This window comes from Streptomyces sp. Tu 2975, from assembly GCF_009832925.1.
Classification (GTDB): domain Bacteria; phylum Actinomycetota; class Actinomycetes; order Streptomycetales; family Streptomycetaceae; genus Streptomyces.
In genome coordinates this window covers 2677045-2691107 of the sequence record NZ_CP047140.1, presented here as the reverse complement: position 1 = coordinate 2691107, position 14063 = coordinate 2677045, and the positions used below count along the sequence as shown (strand labels likewise).

Annotated in this window: 6 protein-coding genes; 2 read left to right on the top strand and 4 right to left on the bottom strand. The window is 71.1% G+C overall.

What is annotated here, in order from left to right; all coding sequences use genetic code 11:
- Nucleotides 1-82 precede the first annotated feature (82 nt).
- Nucleotides 83-2332 (top strand): UvrD-helicase domain-containing protein, encoded by a 2250-nt coding sequence (locus tag GLX30_RS11565; protein ID WP_159686974.1) that lies wholly within the window; start codon nt 83-85, stop codon nt 2330-2332.
- Nucleotides 2333-2438: 106 nt separating this feature from the next.
- Here the strand turns inward: GLX30_RS11565 and glgB are convergent, their stop codons facing one another.
- The 4 genes from glgB to GLX30_RS11545 all read right to left on the bottom strand — a co-directional run bounded on the left by glgB (nt 2439) and on the right by GLX30_RS11545 (nt 10828).
- Entirely contained in the window at nt 2439-5492 is a 3054-nt protein-coding gene (gene glgB / locus GLX30_RS11560) for a 1,4-alpha-glucan branching enzyme (RefSeq protein WP_244258112.1), read from the bottom strand.
- Between the two features lie 51 nt (nt 5493-5543).
- On the bottom strand, nt 5544-6920 hold the full coding sequence (locus GLX30_RS11555) for a phosphotransferase (protein ID WP_159686971.1): 1377 nt from the start codon (nt 6918-6920) through the stop codon (nt 5544-5546).
- 177 nt (nt 6921-7097) lie between these two features.
- Nucleotides 7098-8834 carry a maltose alpha-D-glucosyltransferase gene (treS, locus tag GLX30_RS11550; RefSeq protein WP_159686968.1) on the bottom strand — a complete coding sequence of 579 codons (1737 nt, stop codon included), beginning with the start codon at nt 8832-8834 and terminating at the stop codon, nt 7098-7100.
- The gene (locus tag GLX30_RS11545; RefSeq protein ID WP_159686965.1) at nt 8831-10828 is read right to left on the bottom strand and encodes an alpha-1,4-glucan--maltose-1-phosphate maltosyltransferase; all 1998 of its coding nucleotides are present in this window, start codon (nt 10826-10828) and stop codon (nt 8831-8833) included. Before GLX30_RS11545 ends, treS begins: the two co-directional genes overlap by 4 nt.
- Before the next feature lie 474 nt (nt 10829-11302).
- On the opposite strand from GLX30_RS11545, the gene glgP reads away from it, so the two are divergent.
- Nucleotides 11303-13978: an alpha-glucan family phosphorylase gene (glgP, locus tag GLX30_RS11540; protein ID WP_159686962.1), complete on the top strand. Its 2676-nt coding sequence runs from the start codon at nt 11303-11305 to the stop codon at nt 13976-13978.
- The last annotated feature ends 85 nt before the right edge of the window (nt 13979-14063 follow it).

Below are 14063 nucleotides of genomic sequence, written 5' to 3'. Positions count from 1 at the left end.
TATATTTAATGTTTCCGTCCAAGAGATTCATCACTGGGACGGAGTAGTTCAATAAACGTACCTTACCGCGTCAGGAGCTGAATTGTCAACCGAGGAATTGCGGCGGGAACAGCAATTCGTCTCTCTCGTGCACGAGCGGCTCGACCAGCTCCGCGACGAGGCCGAAGCCGCCCTGAACGCCACGATCGCGCAGGTGGGGACGGGCAGGCAGGCGCGGGTCGAGCGGGACATCGGCGTCGTCGAGCATTCCGCGTCGCTGGCGGCCCTGAATGCCGCCGACACCGGTCTGGTATTCGGCCGCATCGACCGGCGCGACGGAGTCACCCACCACATCGGGCGGACCGGAATCCGCCGTGACGATGCGGAACGCACTCCTCTGCTGATCGACTGGCGGGCCCCCGTCGCGCGCCCGTTCTATCTCGCCACCGGTCACGAGCCGATGGGACTGCGCCGACGGCGGCACATCACCACGCAGGGGCGGATGGTCACCGCGCTGCACGACGAGATCATGGACCTCGCCGACACCACCCGCACGGGCTACGAGTCCCACGACGCCGACGAGGTGCTGCTCGCCGCGCTGGGCAGCGCCCGCACCGGTCGGATGGGCGACATCGTGTCGACCATCCAGGCCGAGCAGGACCGGATCATCCGGGCGCCGCAGCGCGGTGTCCTCGTCGTGGAGGGCGGACCGGGAACCGGCAAGACGGCGGTCGCCCTCCACCGGGCCGCCTATCTGCTGTACGCGCACCGGGAACAGCTCTCCAAGCGCGCGGTGCTGATTGTCGGACCGAATCCTGCCTTCCTCGGCTACATCGGGGAGGTACTGCCCTCTCTCGGTGAGACCGGTGTGCTGCTGTCGACGGTCGGCGAGCTCTTCCCCGGGGTGCACGCCACCGGGACCGACAGCCCCGCCGCCGCGGCCGTCAAGGGCCGCGCGGACATGGCGGACGTGCTGGCAGAGGCGGTACGCGACCGTCAGCAGGTGCCCGACAAGGACGAGCCGCTCGTCGTGCCGCACGACGACGGCGACCTCGTCATCGACTGGGGCATGGCCGTCGAGGCACGGCACAAGGCCCGCGAGACGGGGCTGCCGCACAATCTCGCCCGCCCCCACTTCGTGTTCCGGATCATCGACGACCTGACCACCCAACTCGCGGACCGTATCGGCGCCGACCCGTACGGAGGACCCAACTTCCTCGGTCCCGACGACATCGCGCAGCTCGGAAAGGCCGTCGCCGCCAGCTCCGACGTCCATGCCGCGATCGCCACGCTGTGGCCGCCGCTCACGCCGCAGGAGTTCCTGGCGGACTTCCTCGCGGAGCCGGTCCATCTGCCGGCGGAAGAGGCCGCACTCCTCAGGCGAGCGACGGGCCCGTGGACCCCGGCCGACGTGCCGTTGCTGGACGAGGCCGCCGAACTCCTGGGCGAGGACGACTCCGCGGCCCTCGCCCGTGCCGAGGCCGAGCGCGCGCGGCAGATCGCCTACGCGCAGGGCGTGCTCGAGGTCTCCTACGCCTCGCGGACGTACGAGTTCGAGGACAAGGACGACGAGGACTCGGAGGTCCTCGCCGCGCACGACATCATCGACGCCGAGCGGATGGCCGAACGCCAGGAGGAGGCGGACCACCGCAGTGCCGCGGAGCGGGCCGCCGCCGACCGGACCTGGGCGTTCGGGCACATCATCGTCGACGAGGCGCAGGAGCTCTCGCAGATGGCGTGGCGGCTGCTGATGCGTCGCTGCCCGACCCGGTCGATGACGCTGGTCGGCGACCCCGCCCAGACCGGCGACGCGGCCGGCTGCGAGTCGTGGCAGGAGATCCTCGAGCCGTACGTCGGCGACCGCTTCGAGCACACCCGGCTGGGCGTCAACTACCGGACGCCGGCGGAGATCATGGCCCTCGCCGCGGAGGTCCGGCGCAGCAAGGACCCGGGGTTCGAACCGCCTCGTTCGGTGCGTTCGACCGGGGTCGAACCGTGGGAGGTGACCGTTGGCCCGGCGGAGCTCGCCACCACCGTCGCCGTCCGGGTGGCCGACGCGCCGCGCGAGGGCCGGATCGCGGTGATCGCCCCCACCGCTCTGCACGCCGCGATCGCGGACGCGGTTCCGGACGTGTCCGCCACCGGCGAGCCCGATCTCACGCGGCCCGTGGTCCTGCTCGACCCGAGGGCCGCCAAGGGCCTGGAGTTCGACACCGTGATCGTGGTGGAACCGGACCTCATCCGTTCCGCTTCCGCGCAGGGTGTGAACGACCTCTACGTGGCGTACACCAGGGCGACGCAGCGACTGGGAGTGGTGCGCACCAGCGGCCGGCGCGGAACCGCCGCGGCCTGAACCGCCGCCGACGTCGCGGGCGAGCGGCAGCGGTCGCCAGGAACGCGCGACGGCCGCGGTCACCGTGAAGGTGACCGCGGCCGCCGCGCGTCTGCTCCGGCGGGGCTCAGGCCGGACGGAACCAGACCGTCGCCAGCGGCGGCAGGGTCGGGGCGATCGACGTACGGCGACCGTGGGACTCGACCTGCTCCGCCTTCATCGGGTCCGCGTTGAGGACGCCGGAGCCGCCGAAGCGCTCCTCGTCGGTGTTGAGGACCTCCGCCCAGGCGGTGACCGTCTCGGGGACGCCCAGCCGGTAGCCGTGCCGCACCACCGGCGAGAAGTTGCTCACCGCGAGCAGCGGCGAGCCGTGCTTGTCGAAGCGCAGGAAGGCGAAGACGTTGTCCTCCCACGCCCCGCCGTCCACCCATGCGAAGCCCTCCGGCACGGTGTCCCGCTGCCACAGCGCCGGAGCCTTGCCGTACACGGTGTTCAGCTCACGCACGAGGTCACGCACGCCGCGGTGGTCGGGCTCCGCCGCGTAGGACGGGTCGAGCAGCCACCAGTCGGGGCCGTGGCCCTCGGACCACTCGGCGCCCTGGGCGAACTCCTGCCCCATGAACAGGAGCTGCTTGCCGGGGTGGGCCCACATGAAGCCCAGATAGGCGCGGTGGTTGGCCCGCTGCTGCCACCAGTCGCCGGGCATCTTGCTGACCAGTGCCCGCTTGCCGTGCACGACCTCGTCGTGCGAGATCGGCAGGACGTAGTTCTCGCTGTAGGCGTACACCATCGAGAACGTCATCTCGTTGTGGTGGAACTTGCGGTGCACCGGTTCGTGCTCGACGTAGCCCAGCGAGTCGTGCATCCAGCCCATGTTCCACTTCAGGCCGAAGCCGAGCCCGCCGAAGCCGTCGTGGCCCACGTGGTGGGTGGCCCGGGTGACGCCGTCCCAGGCGGTGGACTCCTCCGCGACGGTGACCACGCCGGGGCAGCGGCGGTACACGGTCGCGTTCATCTCCTGGAGGAAGGCGACCGCGTCCAGGTTCTCCCTGCCGCCGTGCACGTTCGGCGACCATTCGCCGTCCTCGCGGGAGTAGTCGAGGTAGAGCATCGAGGCGACCGCGTCGACCCGCAGGCCGTCGATGTGGAACTCCTCGCACCAGTAGGTCGCGTTGGCCACCAGGAAGTTGCGGACCTCCTTGCGCCCGTAGTCGAACTCGAGGGTGCCCCAGTCGGGGTGCGCCGCCCGTGCCGGGTCGCTGTGCTCGTACAAGGGGCGTCCGTCGAACTCGGCCAGCGCCCAGTCGTCCCGCGGGAAGTGCGCCGGCACCCAGTCCACCAGCACGCCGATGCCCGCCCGGTGCAGGCTGTCCACCAGATGCCGGAAGTCGTCCGGGGTGCCCATACGCGACGTCGGGGCGTAGAAGCCGGTGACCTGGTAGCCCCATGAGCCGCCGAAGGGATGCTCGGCCACCGGCATGAACTCCACGTGCGTGAAGCCGAGGTCCTTCACGTACTTCGGAAGCTGCACGGCGAGCTGGCGGTAGGTCAGTCCCGGGCGCCAAGAGGGGAGGTGCACCTCGTAGACGGACAGCGGCGCCTCGTGGACGGGCACCTCGCCGCGGCGCGTCATCCACTCCTGGTCACCCCATTCGTGGTGCGACTCGGTCACGATCGAGGCGTTGGCGGGCGGTACCTCCGTGCGCCGGGCCATCGGGTCGGCCCGCTGGGTGTACGAGCCGTCCGGGCGCATGATCTCGAACTTGTAGAGCGCGCCGTCGCCGATACCGGGCAGGAACAGCTCCCACACACCGGTCGCGCCGAGCGAGCGCATGGGGAAGCCGGAACCGTCCCAGAAATTGAAGTCGCCGACCACACGGACGCCCCGGGCGTTGGGCGCCCAGACGGTGAACCGGGTGCCGGTGACGCCCTGGTGCGTCATCGGATGCGCGCCCAGCGCCCGCCACAGCTCCTCGTGCCTGCCCTCGCCGATCAGATGCAGGTCGAGCTCGCCGAGTGCGGGAAGGAAGCGGTACGGGTCCTCGACCTCGAAGCCGTCCTCGTGGCCTTCGTAGGTGACGAGCAGCCGGTAGTCCGGGGTCGTCCGCAGGGGGAGGACGCCGGAGAAGAGGCCGTCGCCGTCGTTGTTCAGCTCGGTCCGCAGGCCCTTGGCGAGGACGGTCACGGACAGGGCGTGCGGACGCAGCACGCGCAGCTCGACGCCGCCGCGCACCGAGCGGGCGCCGAGCAGGGCGTGCGGGTCGTGATGGCCGCCGCTGAGGAGCCGGCCCCGGTCGTCGTCGCCGAGCGGCTTCGCCGCGCGGACCCCTCGCCCGTCGCGCGGCCGGGGAGCGCCGGCCGGCTTGGCACGGGCCGCTTTGCCAGGACCGGACGCGGACCCGCCCTGGGCGGCGGACGCGGCGCCGGGACCGGCCTGGTCGCCGGAACCGGCGGACGCCGACCGGGCGGTGGCCCCGGCTGTCGTCCCGGCCGCGCCGCCGCCGGTCGCCGCAGCCCTCGTTGCGGCGGTCCCGGCCCCTGCGGCCTGGGTCGCTGCGGGAGTGTCGGCGGCAGGGACGTCCGTCCCGCCGGTCCGGGTGCTCTTCGTGCGGGTGGTGCCCGCCCTGGCACGGGCGGACCCGGCCGGTGCGGTCCCGGCACCCGCCGCCTTGGGGGCCCCGGCCCGGGCACGCGCCGCCCGTGCGGGCCGGGCCGCGGTCCCGCTCGAGCCCGCCGGCTGGGGTACGGCCGCGTCCACCTCGGTGGTGACGGTCACGGACCCGGCCGCCGTCTCCGGATCCGCCGCTTCGGCGGTGTTCGCGCGTGCGGCCCTGCCGCCGGAGCGAGCCGGGCGGGCCCCGGCACCGGGCGGCACGGAACCTGCCCCGGCGTCGGCCGTCCCCGCCGCCTCGTTCCCGGCCGGCGAGGAGCCCTCCGGGGCGGTGGAGCCGGTCTCGGCCGGCTGCGGGGCCCCGGTCACGGACGGCTCGTCACCGGAGGGCGGCGTGACGGGGACGGCCGCGGAACCACGGGCACGGCCGGAGCCGGACCTCGTCCTCTCCGTGCCGCGCACCGCGCCCGGCTCGGCCGGCCCGGGTCCGGTCTCTGCGCTGTGCGTCTCGGTCGGCTGGTGCGGGACTTCCGGTCCCGAGGGCTTGCGGGACGACGGTCGGGCGGTCACGGATTCGGCCTCCTAGGGCGGCAGATGCGTCGGTGGGGGAAGCGGTGCAGGTCAGTCGAGTGCGGCAAGGCGCTCGATCGCGGCCATCGGCACGGGCAGCCAGTCCGGCCGGTGTCTGGCCTCGTAGACGACTTCGTAGACGGCCTTGTCGGTCTCGTAGGCACGGAGCAGTTCCGGCTCCTCGCGCGGGTCGTCGCCGCCGGCCTCGGCGTAGCCGTCGCAGTACGCCGCACGGCATCGCTCCGCCCACGCCGGGTTCCAGGGGCGGTGCGTACGGGCCGCGTAGTCGAAGGAGCGGAGCATGCCCGCCACATCGCGCACGGCGGGCTGCGGACGGCACCGTTCGGTGAGCGGCCTGGCCGGTTCGCCCTCGAAGTCGATGACGGACCATGGAGTGTCCTTCGGGCCTCGCAGTATCTGGCCGAGATGCAGGTCCCCGTGCACCCGTTGGGCGGCCCAGGTGCGCCCGCGGCCGCCGAGCGTGGCCACCGCGTCGAAGGCGGCGCGGAGCCGCGGCACGTACGGCACCAGCGCGGGCACCGACTGTGCGGCCGTCTCCAGCCGCCGGACCATCGCCGCCGCCAGCCGCTCGGTCTGCGGGCCTCCGAGCTTCACCGTCGGCAGGGTGTCGGCGAGCGCCGTGTGCACCTCGGCGGTCACCCGGCCCAGCTCACGGGCCTCGCCCTGGAAGGAGCGGTCGGCGGCCAGTGCCTCCAGCGCGAGCACCCAGCCGTCGCGGGAGCCCGGCAGGAACGGCTGGAGAACGCCGAGGGTGAAAGGTTCCGGCGAGTTCGTCCCGTACCAGGCGACCGGTGCCGGCACCCGCCCGCAGCCCGCCCGGGCGAGGGCGAGCGGCAGCTCGAGGTCGGGATTGGGCCCCGGGTGGATACGGCGGAACAGCTTGAGGATGTACGCGTCGCCGTAGACCAGGGACGAGTTGGACTGTTCCGCGTCCAGCGGCCGTGCGGGCAGCTGGGCCGGCAGAGCGGGCGCGCCGTCGAACCGCTCGAAGCGCAGCGGCCCGAGCAGGCCCGGTGTGCGCAGCCGTTCCAGCAGGAGCGCGGCGAGCCGCGGGTCCCGGGTCCCCTCGTACACGGTCCGCCCGGCGAGCGGTCCGTCGGTGAGATGGCCGATCAACGCGGGTGCCATCGGCGGCGGCAGGGTCTCGCGCACGCCGATGAGCAGTTGGTAGCAGTCTGCGGACGACCGCACGGGCACGTCCCGCTGTGTGACCCGCACGAGCAGGTGCAGCAGCCCGGGGCCGGGCCCGTTCAGGGGCAGCAGCTCCGTCGCGGAGACGAGTGAGAAGCCTCCGACCGCGTACCCCTTGCCCGCGAACCAGCGCTGTTCGGGCAGCCATTGGCGCAGCAGTGGGGCGAGTGAGGGAAGCAGACCGAGCGGAGTCCGGGTGGATGCAGCCTCCGACATGGGCATCGCGTCCTTTCCCCGGGTACACCACGAATGCGCAAAGTGTCCCGGATTGCAGCTGTGGCTGTCCGGCGGCGCGCGGGGATGAGGGGGGAGTGCCCGAAGCGGGGCGGTGGAAACCGCCCCGCCGGAGTAGGGGGCGCCTTTCGGACCGGTTCTGTCCCCCTCGCGGACACGTCAGGCCGTGGTGGCTGCGCTCTTCGCGTCCTTGCGGAGACGGAACCAGTAGAAGCCGTGGCCCGCCAGGGTCAGCAGATACGGCCATTGGCCGATCGGCGGGAACCGCACTCCGCCGATGAGTTCCACCGGATGGCGTCCACTGAAGGTCCGCAGATCGAGCTCCGTCGGCTGCGCGAACCGCGAGAAGTTGTGGACGCACAGGACCAGGTCGTCTCCTCCTTCTTCCTTGGAGGGCGCCTCCCTCAGGAAGGCGAGCACGGCCGGGTTCGAGGAGGGGAGTTCCGTATACGAACCGAGCCCGAAGGCCGGATTCTGCTTACGGATCTCGATCATCCGCCGGGTCCAGTGCAGCAGCGAGGAGGGCGACGACATCGACGCCTCGACGTTGGTGACCTGGTAGCCGTAGACCGGGTCCATGATGGTCGGCAGGTAGAGCCGTCCCGGGTCGCAGGACGAGAAGCCCGCGTTGCGGTCCGGGGTCCACTGCATCGGGGTGCGCACGGCGTCCCGGTCGCCGAGCCAGATGTTGTCGCCCATCCCGATCTCGTCCCCGTAGTAGAGGATCGGTGAGCCGGGCAGCGACAGCAGCAGCGCGGTGAACAGCTCGATCTGGTTGCGGTCGTTGTCGAGCAGGGGCGCGAGCCGCCGGCGGATGCCGATGTTGGCCCGCATCCGCGGGTCCTTGGCGTACTCGGCGTACATGTAGTCGCGTTCTTCGTCCGTGACCATCTCGAGCGTGAGCTCGTCGTGGTTGCGCAGGAAGATGCCCCACTGGCAGTTCTTCGGGATGGCCGGCGTCTTGGCGAGGATTTCCGAGACCGGGTAGCGGGACTCGCGCCGCACCGCCATGAAGATCCGCGGCATCACGGGGAAGTGGAACGCCATGTGGCACTCGTCGCCGCCGGCGGTGTAGTCGCCGAAGTAGTCGACGACGTCCTCGGGCCACTGGTTGGCCTCCGCCAGCAGTACCGTGTCCGGGTAGTGCGCGTCGATCTCCTTGCGCACCCGTTTGAGGAAGGAGTGGGTGCGCGGCAGGTTCTCGCAGTTGGTGCCCTCCTCCTGGTAGAGGTACGGCACCGCGTCCAGCCGGAACCCGTCGATGCCGAGGTCGAGCCAGAACCGCAGCGCGGAGATGATCTCCTCCTGCACGGCCGGGTTCTCGTAGTTGAGGTCCGGCTGGTGGGAGAAGAACCGGTGCCAGTAGTACTGCTTGCGCACCGGGTCGAAGGTCCAGTTCGACGACTCCGTGTCGACGAAGATGATCCGCGCGTCCTGGTACTGCTTGTCGTCGTCGGCCCAGACGTAGTAGTCGCCGTACGGGCCGTCCGGGTCGCTGCGCGACTGGAGGAACCACGGGTGCTGGTCGCTGGTGTGGTTCATGACGAAGTCGATGATGACGCGCATTCCGCGCTGGTGGGCGGCGTCGACGAACTCCACGAAGTCGGCCAGGTCACCGAACTCGGGGAGCACGGAGGTGTAGTCGGCGACGTCGTAACCGCCGTCCCGCAGGGGGGACTTGAAGAACGGCGGCAGCCACAGGCAGTCCACGCCCAGCCACTGCAGATAGTCCAGCTTGGCGGTGATGCCCTTGAGGTCGCCGACGCCGTCGCCGTTGCTGTCCTGGAAGGAGCGGACCAGGACCTCGTAGAAGACGGCCCGCTTGAACCAGTCGGGGTCGCGGTCGCGTGCGGGGGTGTCCTCGAACGTGTCGTGGACGGGCTCATTCACGATCATGATGTGGGTGACCCTCCGGTCTGCTGGGACGGTCGCAGGGTGAGGATGTGCGCGGGCGCGGTACCCGGCTCGAGGCGCACATAGTTGGCCCTGCCCCAGTGATAGGTCTCGCCGGTGAGCTCGTCGCGCACCGGTACGGTCTCGTCCCCTTCGAGACCGAGTTGCGGCATGTCCAACGAGACCGTGGCCTCCTGGGTGTGGTGGGGGTCGAGGTTCGCCACGACCAGGACGACATCGGAACCGGATCGTTTGGAGTAGGCGATCATCCGGTCGTTGTCGATGTGGTGGAAGTGGATGTCACGCAGCTGCTGGAGCGCCGGATGGCGGCGCCTGATCCGGTTGAGCGTGGTGATCAGCGGTGAGATCGTGCGGCCCTCGCGCTCGGCCGACTCCCAGTCCCGCGGCCGCAGTTGGTACTTCTCCGACTGCCGGTACTCCTCGCTGCCGACCTTGAGCGGGACGTTCTCGCAGAGCTCGTAACCCGCGTAGAGGCCCCAGGACGGGGACATCGTGGCGGCCAGCACGGCCCGGACCTCGTACGCGGGCCGGCCGCCCTCCTGGAGGTAGGCGTGCAGGATGTCGGGGGTGTTCACGAAGAAGTTCGGCCGCATGAAGGCGGCCGAGTCGCCGGCCAGCTCGGTGACGTACTCGGTGAGCTCGTGCTTGGTGTTGCGCCAGGTGAAGTACGTGTACGACTGCTGGAAGCCGATCGCGCCCAGCGTGCGCATCATCGCCGGCCTGGTGAACGCCTCCGCCAGGAAGATGACGTCCGGATCCTTGCCGTTGATCTCCCCGATCACCTTCTCCCAGAAGACGACCGGTTTGGTGTGCGGGTTGTCGACACGGAAGATCCGCACCCCGTGGTCCATCCAGAAGCGAAGCACCCGTACCGTCTCGCGGACCAGGCCCTTCATGTCCGTGTCGAACGCGATCGGATAGATGTCCTGGTACTTCTTCGGCGGGTTCTCCGCGTACGCGATGGAGCCGTCGGCCCGGTGGTGGAACCACTCGGGGTGCTCCTTGACCCAGGGGTGGTCGGGGGAGCACTGGAGGGCGAAGTCGAGTGCGACCTCCATGCGCAGCGAACGGGCGGCCGTCACGAAGTGGTCGAAGTCGGCGAGCGTGCCGAGGTCCGGGTGGATCGCGTCGTGCCCGCCGAAGGCGGAGCCGATCGCCCACGGCACGCCGACGTCGTGGGGACCGGCGGTCAGCGAGTTGTCGGGGCCTTTGCGGTGGGTGGTCCCGATGGGGTGGATCGGCGGCAGGTACACCACGTCGAAGCCCATCGCGGCGACGGCGGGCAGCCGTTCGGCGGCGGTGCGGAAGGTGCCGGAGACGGGCGGCTCGCCCTCTGCGACGACCGCGCCCTCCGAACGCGGGAACAGCTCGTACCAGGAGCCGTAGAGCGCCCGCCGGCGTTCCACCTGGAGCGCCAGCGGCGGTGAGGAGCTGACCAGCTCGCGCAGCGGATGGCGGGAGAGGGCGGCGTCCGCGTCGTGCGCGAACGCGGCGGCGAGCCGGGCCGCCGCGGGCCTGGCCGTGTCGCGCAGCGCGTCGGCGGCGGCGAGCACGGCCTCCCTGCCGTCCTTCTTCGGGACCCCGGCCGCGGCGCGCTCGTACAGTTCCGCCCCTTCGGCCAGGACCAGTTCGGTGTCGATCCCGGCAGGGATCTTGATGCCGGCGTGGTGGCGCCATGTGGCGACTGGATCGCTCCAGGCCTCGACGGTGTACGTCCAGTGGCCTTCCGTGGAGGGGGTGACCTCTGCTCCCCACCGGTCGGTGCCGGGGGCGAGTTCCCGCATGGGGGTGAAGGGACCGGGGCGGCCCTTCGGGTCGTGCAGCACGACATTGGCGGCGACTGCGTCATGGCCCTCGCGGAAGACCGTGGCGGTGACCTGGAAGGTCTCACCCGCCACGGCCTTCGCGGGCCTTCTGCCGCAGTCGACGAGTGGGCGGACGTCCAGGACGGGGATGCGACCGATGAGCGAGTTCACAACATCACCTGAGGGCTGTGCGGGCAGGTCGGATCGAGCGGGATGTCTCGTTTGTGCGGGGTGGGTCTCATTTGACTGAGTTTTATTTGTATCTGCTGAAACGGTGACTGGCGGGCTGCGGGCATGTCCGCTCCTGTCCGCGTTCACTCGGGTGGACGGTAGGGAGGCCGTTCGAGGGTGCTCGCCTGCGTACCGGGTGAGCCTTCCCACGCCCTTCGGGTGGGCAATCCGGTGATGTGTTAACTACTAGGACGTACGGGGTCGCACAAGACACACGAAAAGAGACCGGCCCGTCATGCATGGGGAACCGGACTTTTCTGACGGCCGTTTACGCGCCGGATGCGCCAACGCGCCGGTGCGACACCCGTGCGCCGTGGTTACGGAGGGCGCGGACCGATACCGTCGGAAATGACGGAAAAGGACGCACCGTCCTGCGTCCGCTCGGATGTGTACCTCCCCTGCGAAGGTGAACTTGTGAAGGCCATTCGTCGATTCACCGTCCGCCCCGTCCTCCCCGAACCGCTCGGGCCGCTCAGCGACCTCGCACGCAATCTGCGCTGGTCCTGGCACACCGAGACCCGAGAGCTCTTCCGGACCGTCGATCCCGAGGGGTGGCGGGCCGTCGGCGGCGATCCCGTACGGCTCCTCGGGAACGTGTCCGCCACCCGTATGGCCGAACTGGCCAAAGACCGGCGCTTCCTGCGCAGGCTCGCCGCCGCGGCCGACGACCTGGACGACTATCTGCACGGCCGCAGGTGGTACCAGTCCAACGGGGGCGACGGCGGCCCCGACACCCCCGCGTTCCCCACCGCCATCGCCTACTTCTCACCCGAGTTCGGTGTCACCGCCGCGCTGCCGCAGTACTCCGGAGGTCTCGGCATCCTCGCCGGCGACCACCTCAAGGCGGCCAGCGACCTCGGCGTACCGCTGATCGGGGTCGGCCTGCTCTACCGGCACGGCTACTTCCGCCAGTCCCTGTCCCGTGACGGCTGGCAGCAGGAGCACTACCCCGTGCTCGACCCGAACGAGCTGCCGGTGAGCCTGCTGCGTGAGGTGGACGGCACCCCGGCCCGGGTGTCCCTCGCCCTCCCGGGCGGCCGGTCGTTGCACGCGCACATCTGGGTCGCGCAGGTCGGCCGGGTACCGCTGCTGATGCTCGACTCCGACGTCGAGGAGAACGGGCCGGGCGCCCGCGACGTCACCGACCGGCTGTACGGCGGCGGCAGCGAGCATCGGCTGCTGCAGGAGATGCTGCTGGGCATCGGCGGAGTGCGGGCGGTCCGCGCCTACTGCCGGCTCGCCGACCGCCCCGCGCCTGAGGTGTTCCACACCAACGAGGGCCACGCCGGCTTCCTCGGCCTCGAACGCATCCGCGAACTGGGCGAGGCGCCCGAGCACGGTGGCAGCGGTCTCGGCTTCGACGCGGCGCTGGAGGCCGTGCGGGCCGGGACGGTGTTCACCACCCACACCCCCGTGCCGGCCGGCATCGACCGTTTCGATCGCGAACTCGTCGCACGCCACTTTTCCGAGGGGGCGGAACTGCCCGGCGTGCCCGTCGACAAGGTCCTTCAGCTCGGTATGGAGACCTATCCGGGCGGCGAGCCCGGGGTCTTCAACATGGCCGTGATGGGACTGCGGCTCGCCCAGCGCGCCAACGGCGTCTCCGAACTGCACGGCGCGGTGAGCCGCAGCATGTTCGCCGGACTGTGGCCGGGATTCGACCCCGCGGAGGTGCCCATCACCTCCATCACCAACGGTGTCCACGCCCCGACCTGGGTGGCGCCGGAGGTGTTCCGCCTCGGCGCCCGGCAGATCGGCACCAGCCGTGCGGAGGACGCCCTCTCCGTGGGCGGCTCCGGGCGCTGGGACTCCGTCGGGAACATCCCCGACGCCGACATCTGGGAGCTGCGCAGGTCACTGCGTGAGCAGCTGGTCATGGAGGTACGGGAGCGGCTGCGTGCCTCCTGGCGCCAGCGCGGCGCGGGCGCGGCCGAACTCGGCTGGATCGACGGCGTGCTGGACCCGGACGTGCTCACCATCGGCTTCGCCCGCCGGGTGCCCTCGTACAAGCGGCTCACTCTGATGCTCCGCGACCGGGAGAGGCTGACGGAGCTGCTGCTGCACCCCACCCAGCCGATCCAGATCGTGGTCGCCGGCAAGGCCCATCCGGCGGACGACGGCGGCAAGCGGCTGGTGCGGGAACTGGTGCGCTTCGCGGACGACCCGCGGGTGCGCCACCGCATCGTCTTCCTGCCCGACTACGGCATGGCGATGGCGAAGAAGCTCTACCCGGGCTGCGACGTCTGGCTGAACAACCCGCTGCGGCCCTTGGAGGCCTGCGGCACCAGCGGGATGAAGGCGGCGCTCAACGGCGCCCTCAACCTCTCCGTCCTCGACGGCTGGTGGGACGAGTGGTTCGAGCCGGACTTCGGCTGGGCGATCCCCACCGCCGACGGCGCGTCCACCGACGAGGACCGCCGCGACGAGCTCGAGGCAGCGGCGCTGTACTCGCTGATCGAGGAGCGGGTCGCCCCCCGGTTCTACGACCGGGGCACCGGCGGGCTGCCCGACCGCTGGATCGAGATGGTCCGCCGTACCCTGACGACCCTCGGCCCGAAGGTGCTTGCGGGCCGCATGGTGCGCGAGTACGTGGAGCGGCTGTACGCCCCGGCGGCGCGGGCGCACCGCGCCCTGGACGCCACCAGCGCCCAGGACCTCGCGGCCTGGAAGGCCAGGGTGCGTTCCGCCTGGCGCCAGGTGGCCGTCGACCATGTGGAGGCCGTCGACCAGGACGCGGCCGCGGGCCAGGTGGCGTCGGCGGGCCTCGGCTCGACCCTCACGCTCCGTGTGCAGGCGGCGCTCGGAGAACTCCAGCCGGACGACGTCGAGGTACAGGTGGTCGCCGGTCGCGTCGACTCCGACGACGCCATCCGCGACGCCCAGAGCTTCCCGCTGAAGCCGGCGAGCGGCCCGGACCTCGAGGGGCGCTGGGTGTACGAAGGGCCCCTCGCCCTGGACCGTACGGGCCCGTTCGGCTACACGGTCCGCATCCTGCCGGCGCACCGCCTGCTGCCGGCGGGCTCGGACCTGGGGCTCGTCGCCGTGCCGACGGAGACGACGGGCGAGGACGCGGGCGTGCTGATGCGCTGATGTGCTGAGGCGTGGCGAGGCCGCGCGTCCGGTGATGTGGTGCGGCCGCTCCCGTGGGGGCGGCCGTTCCCCGTTGTTCCGGTAC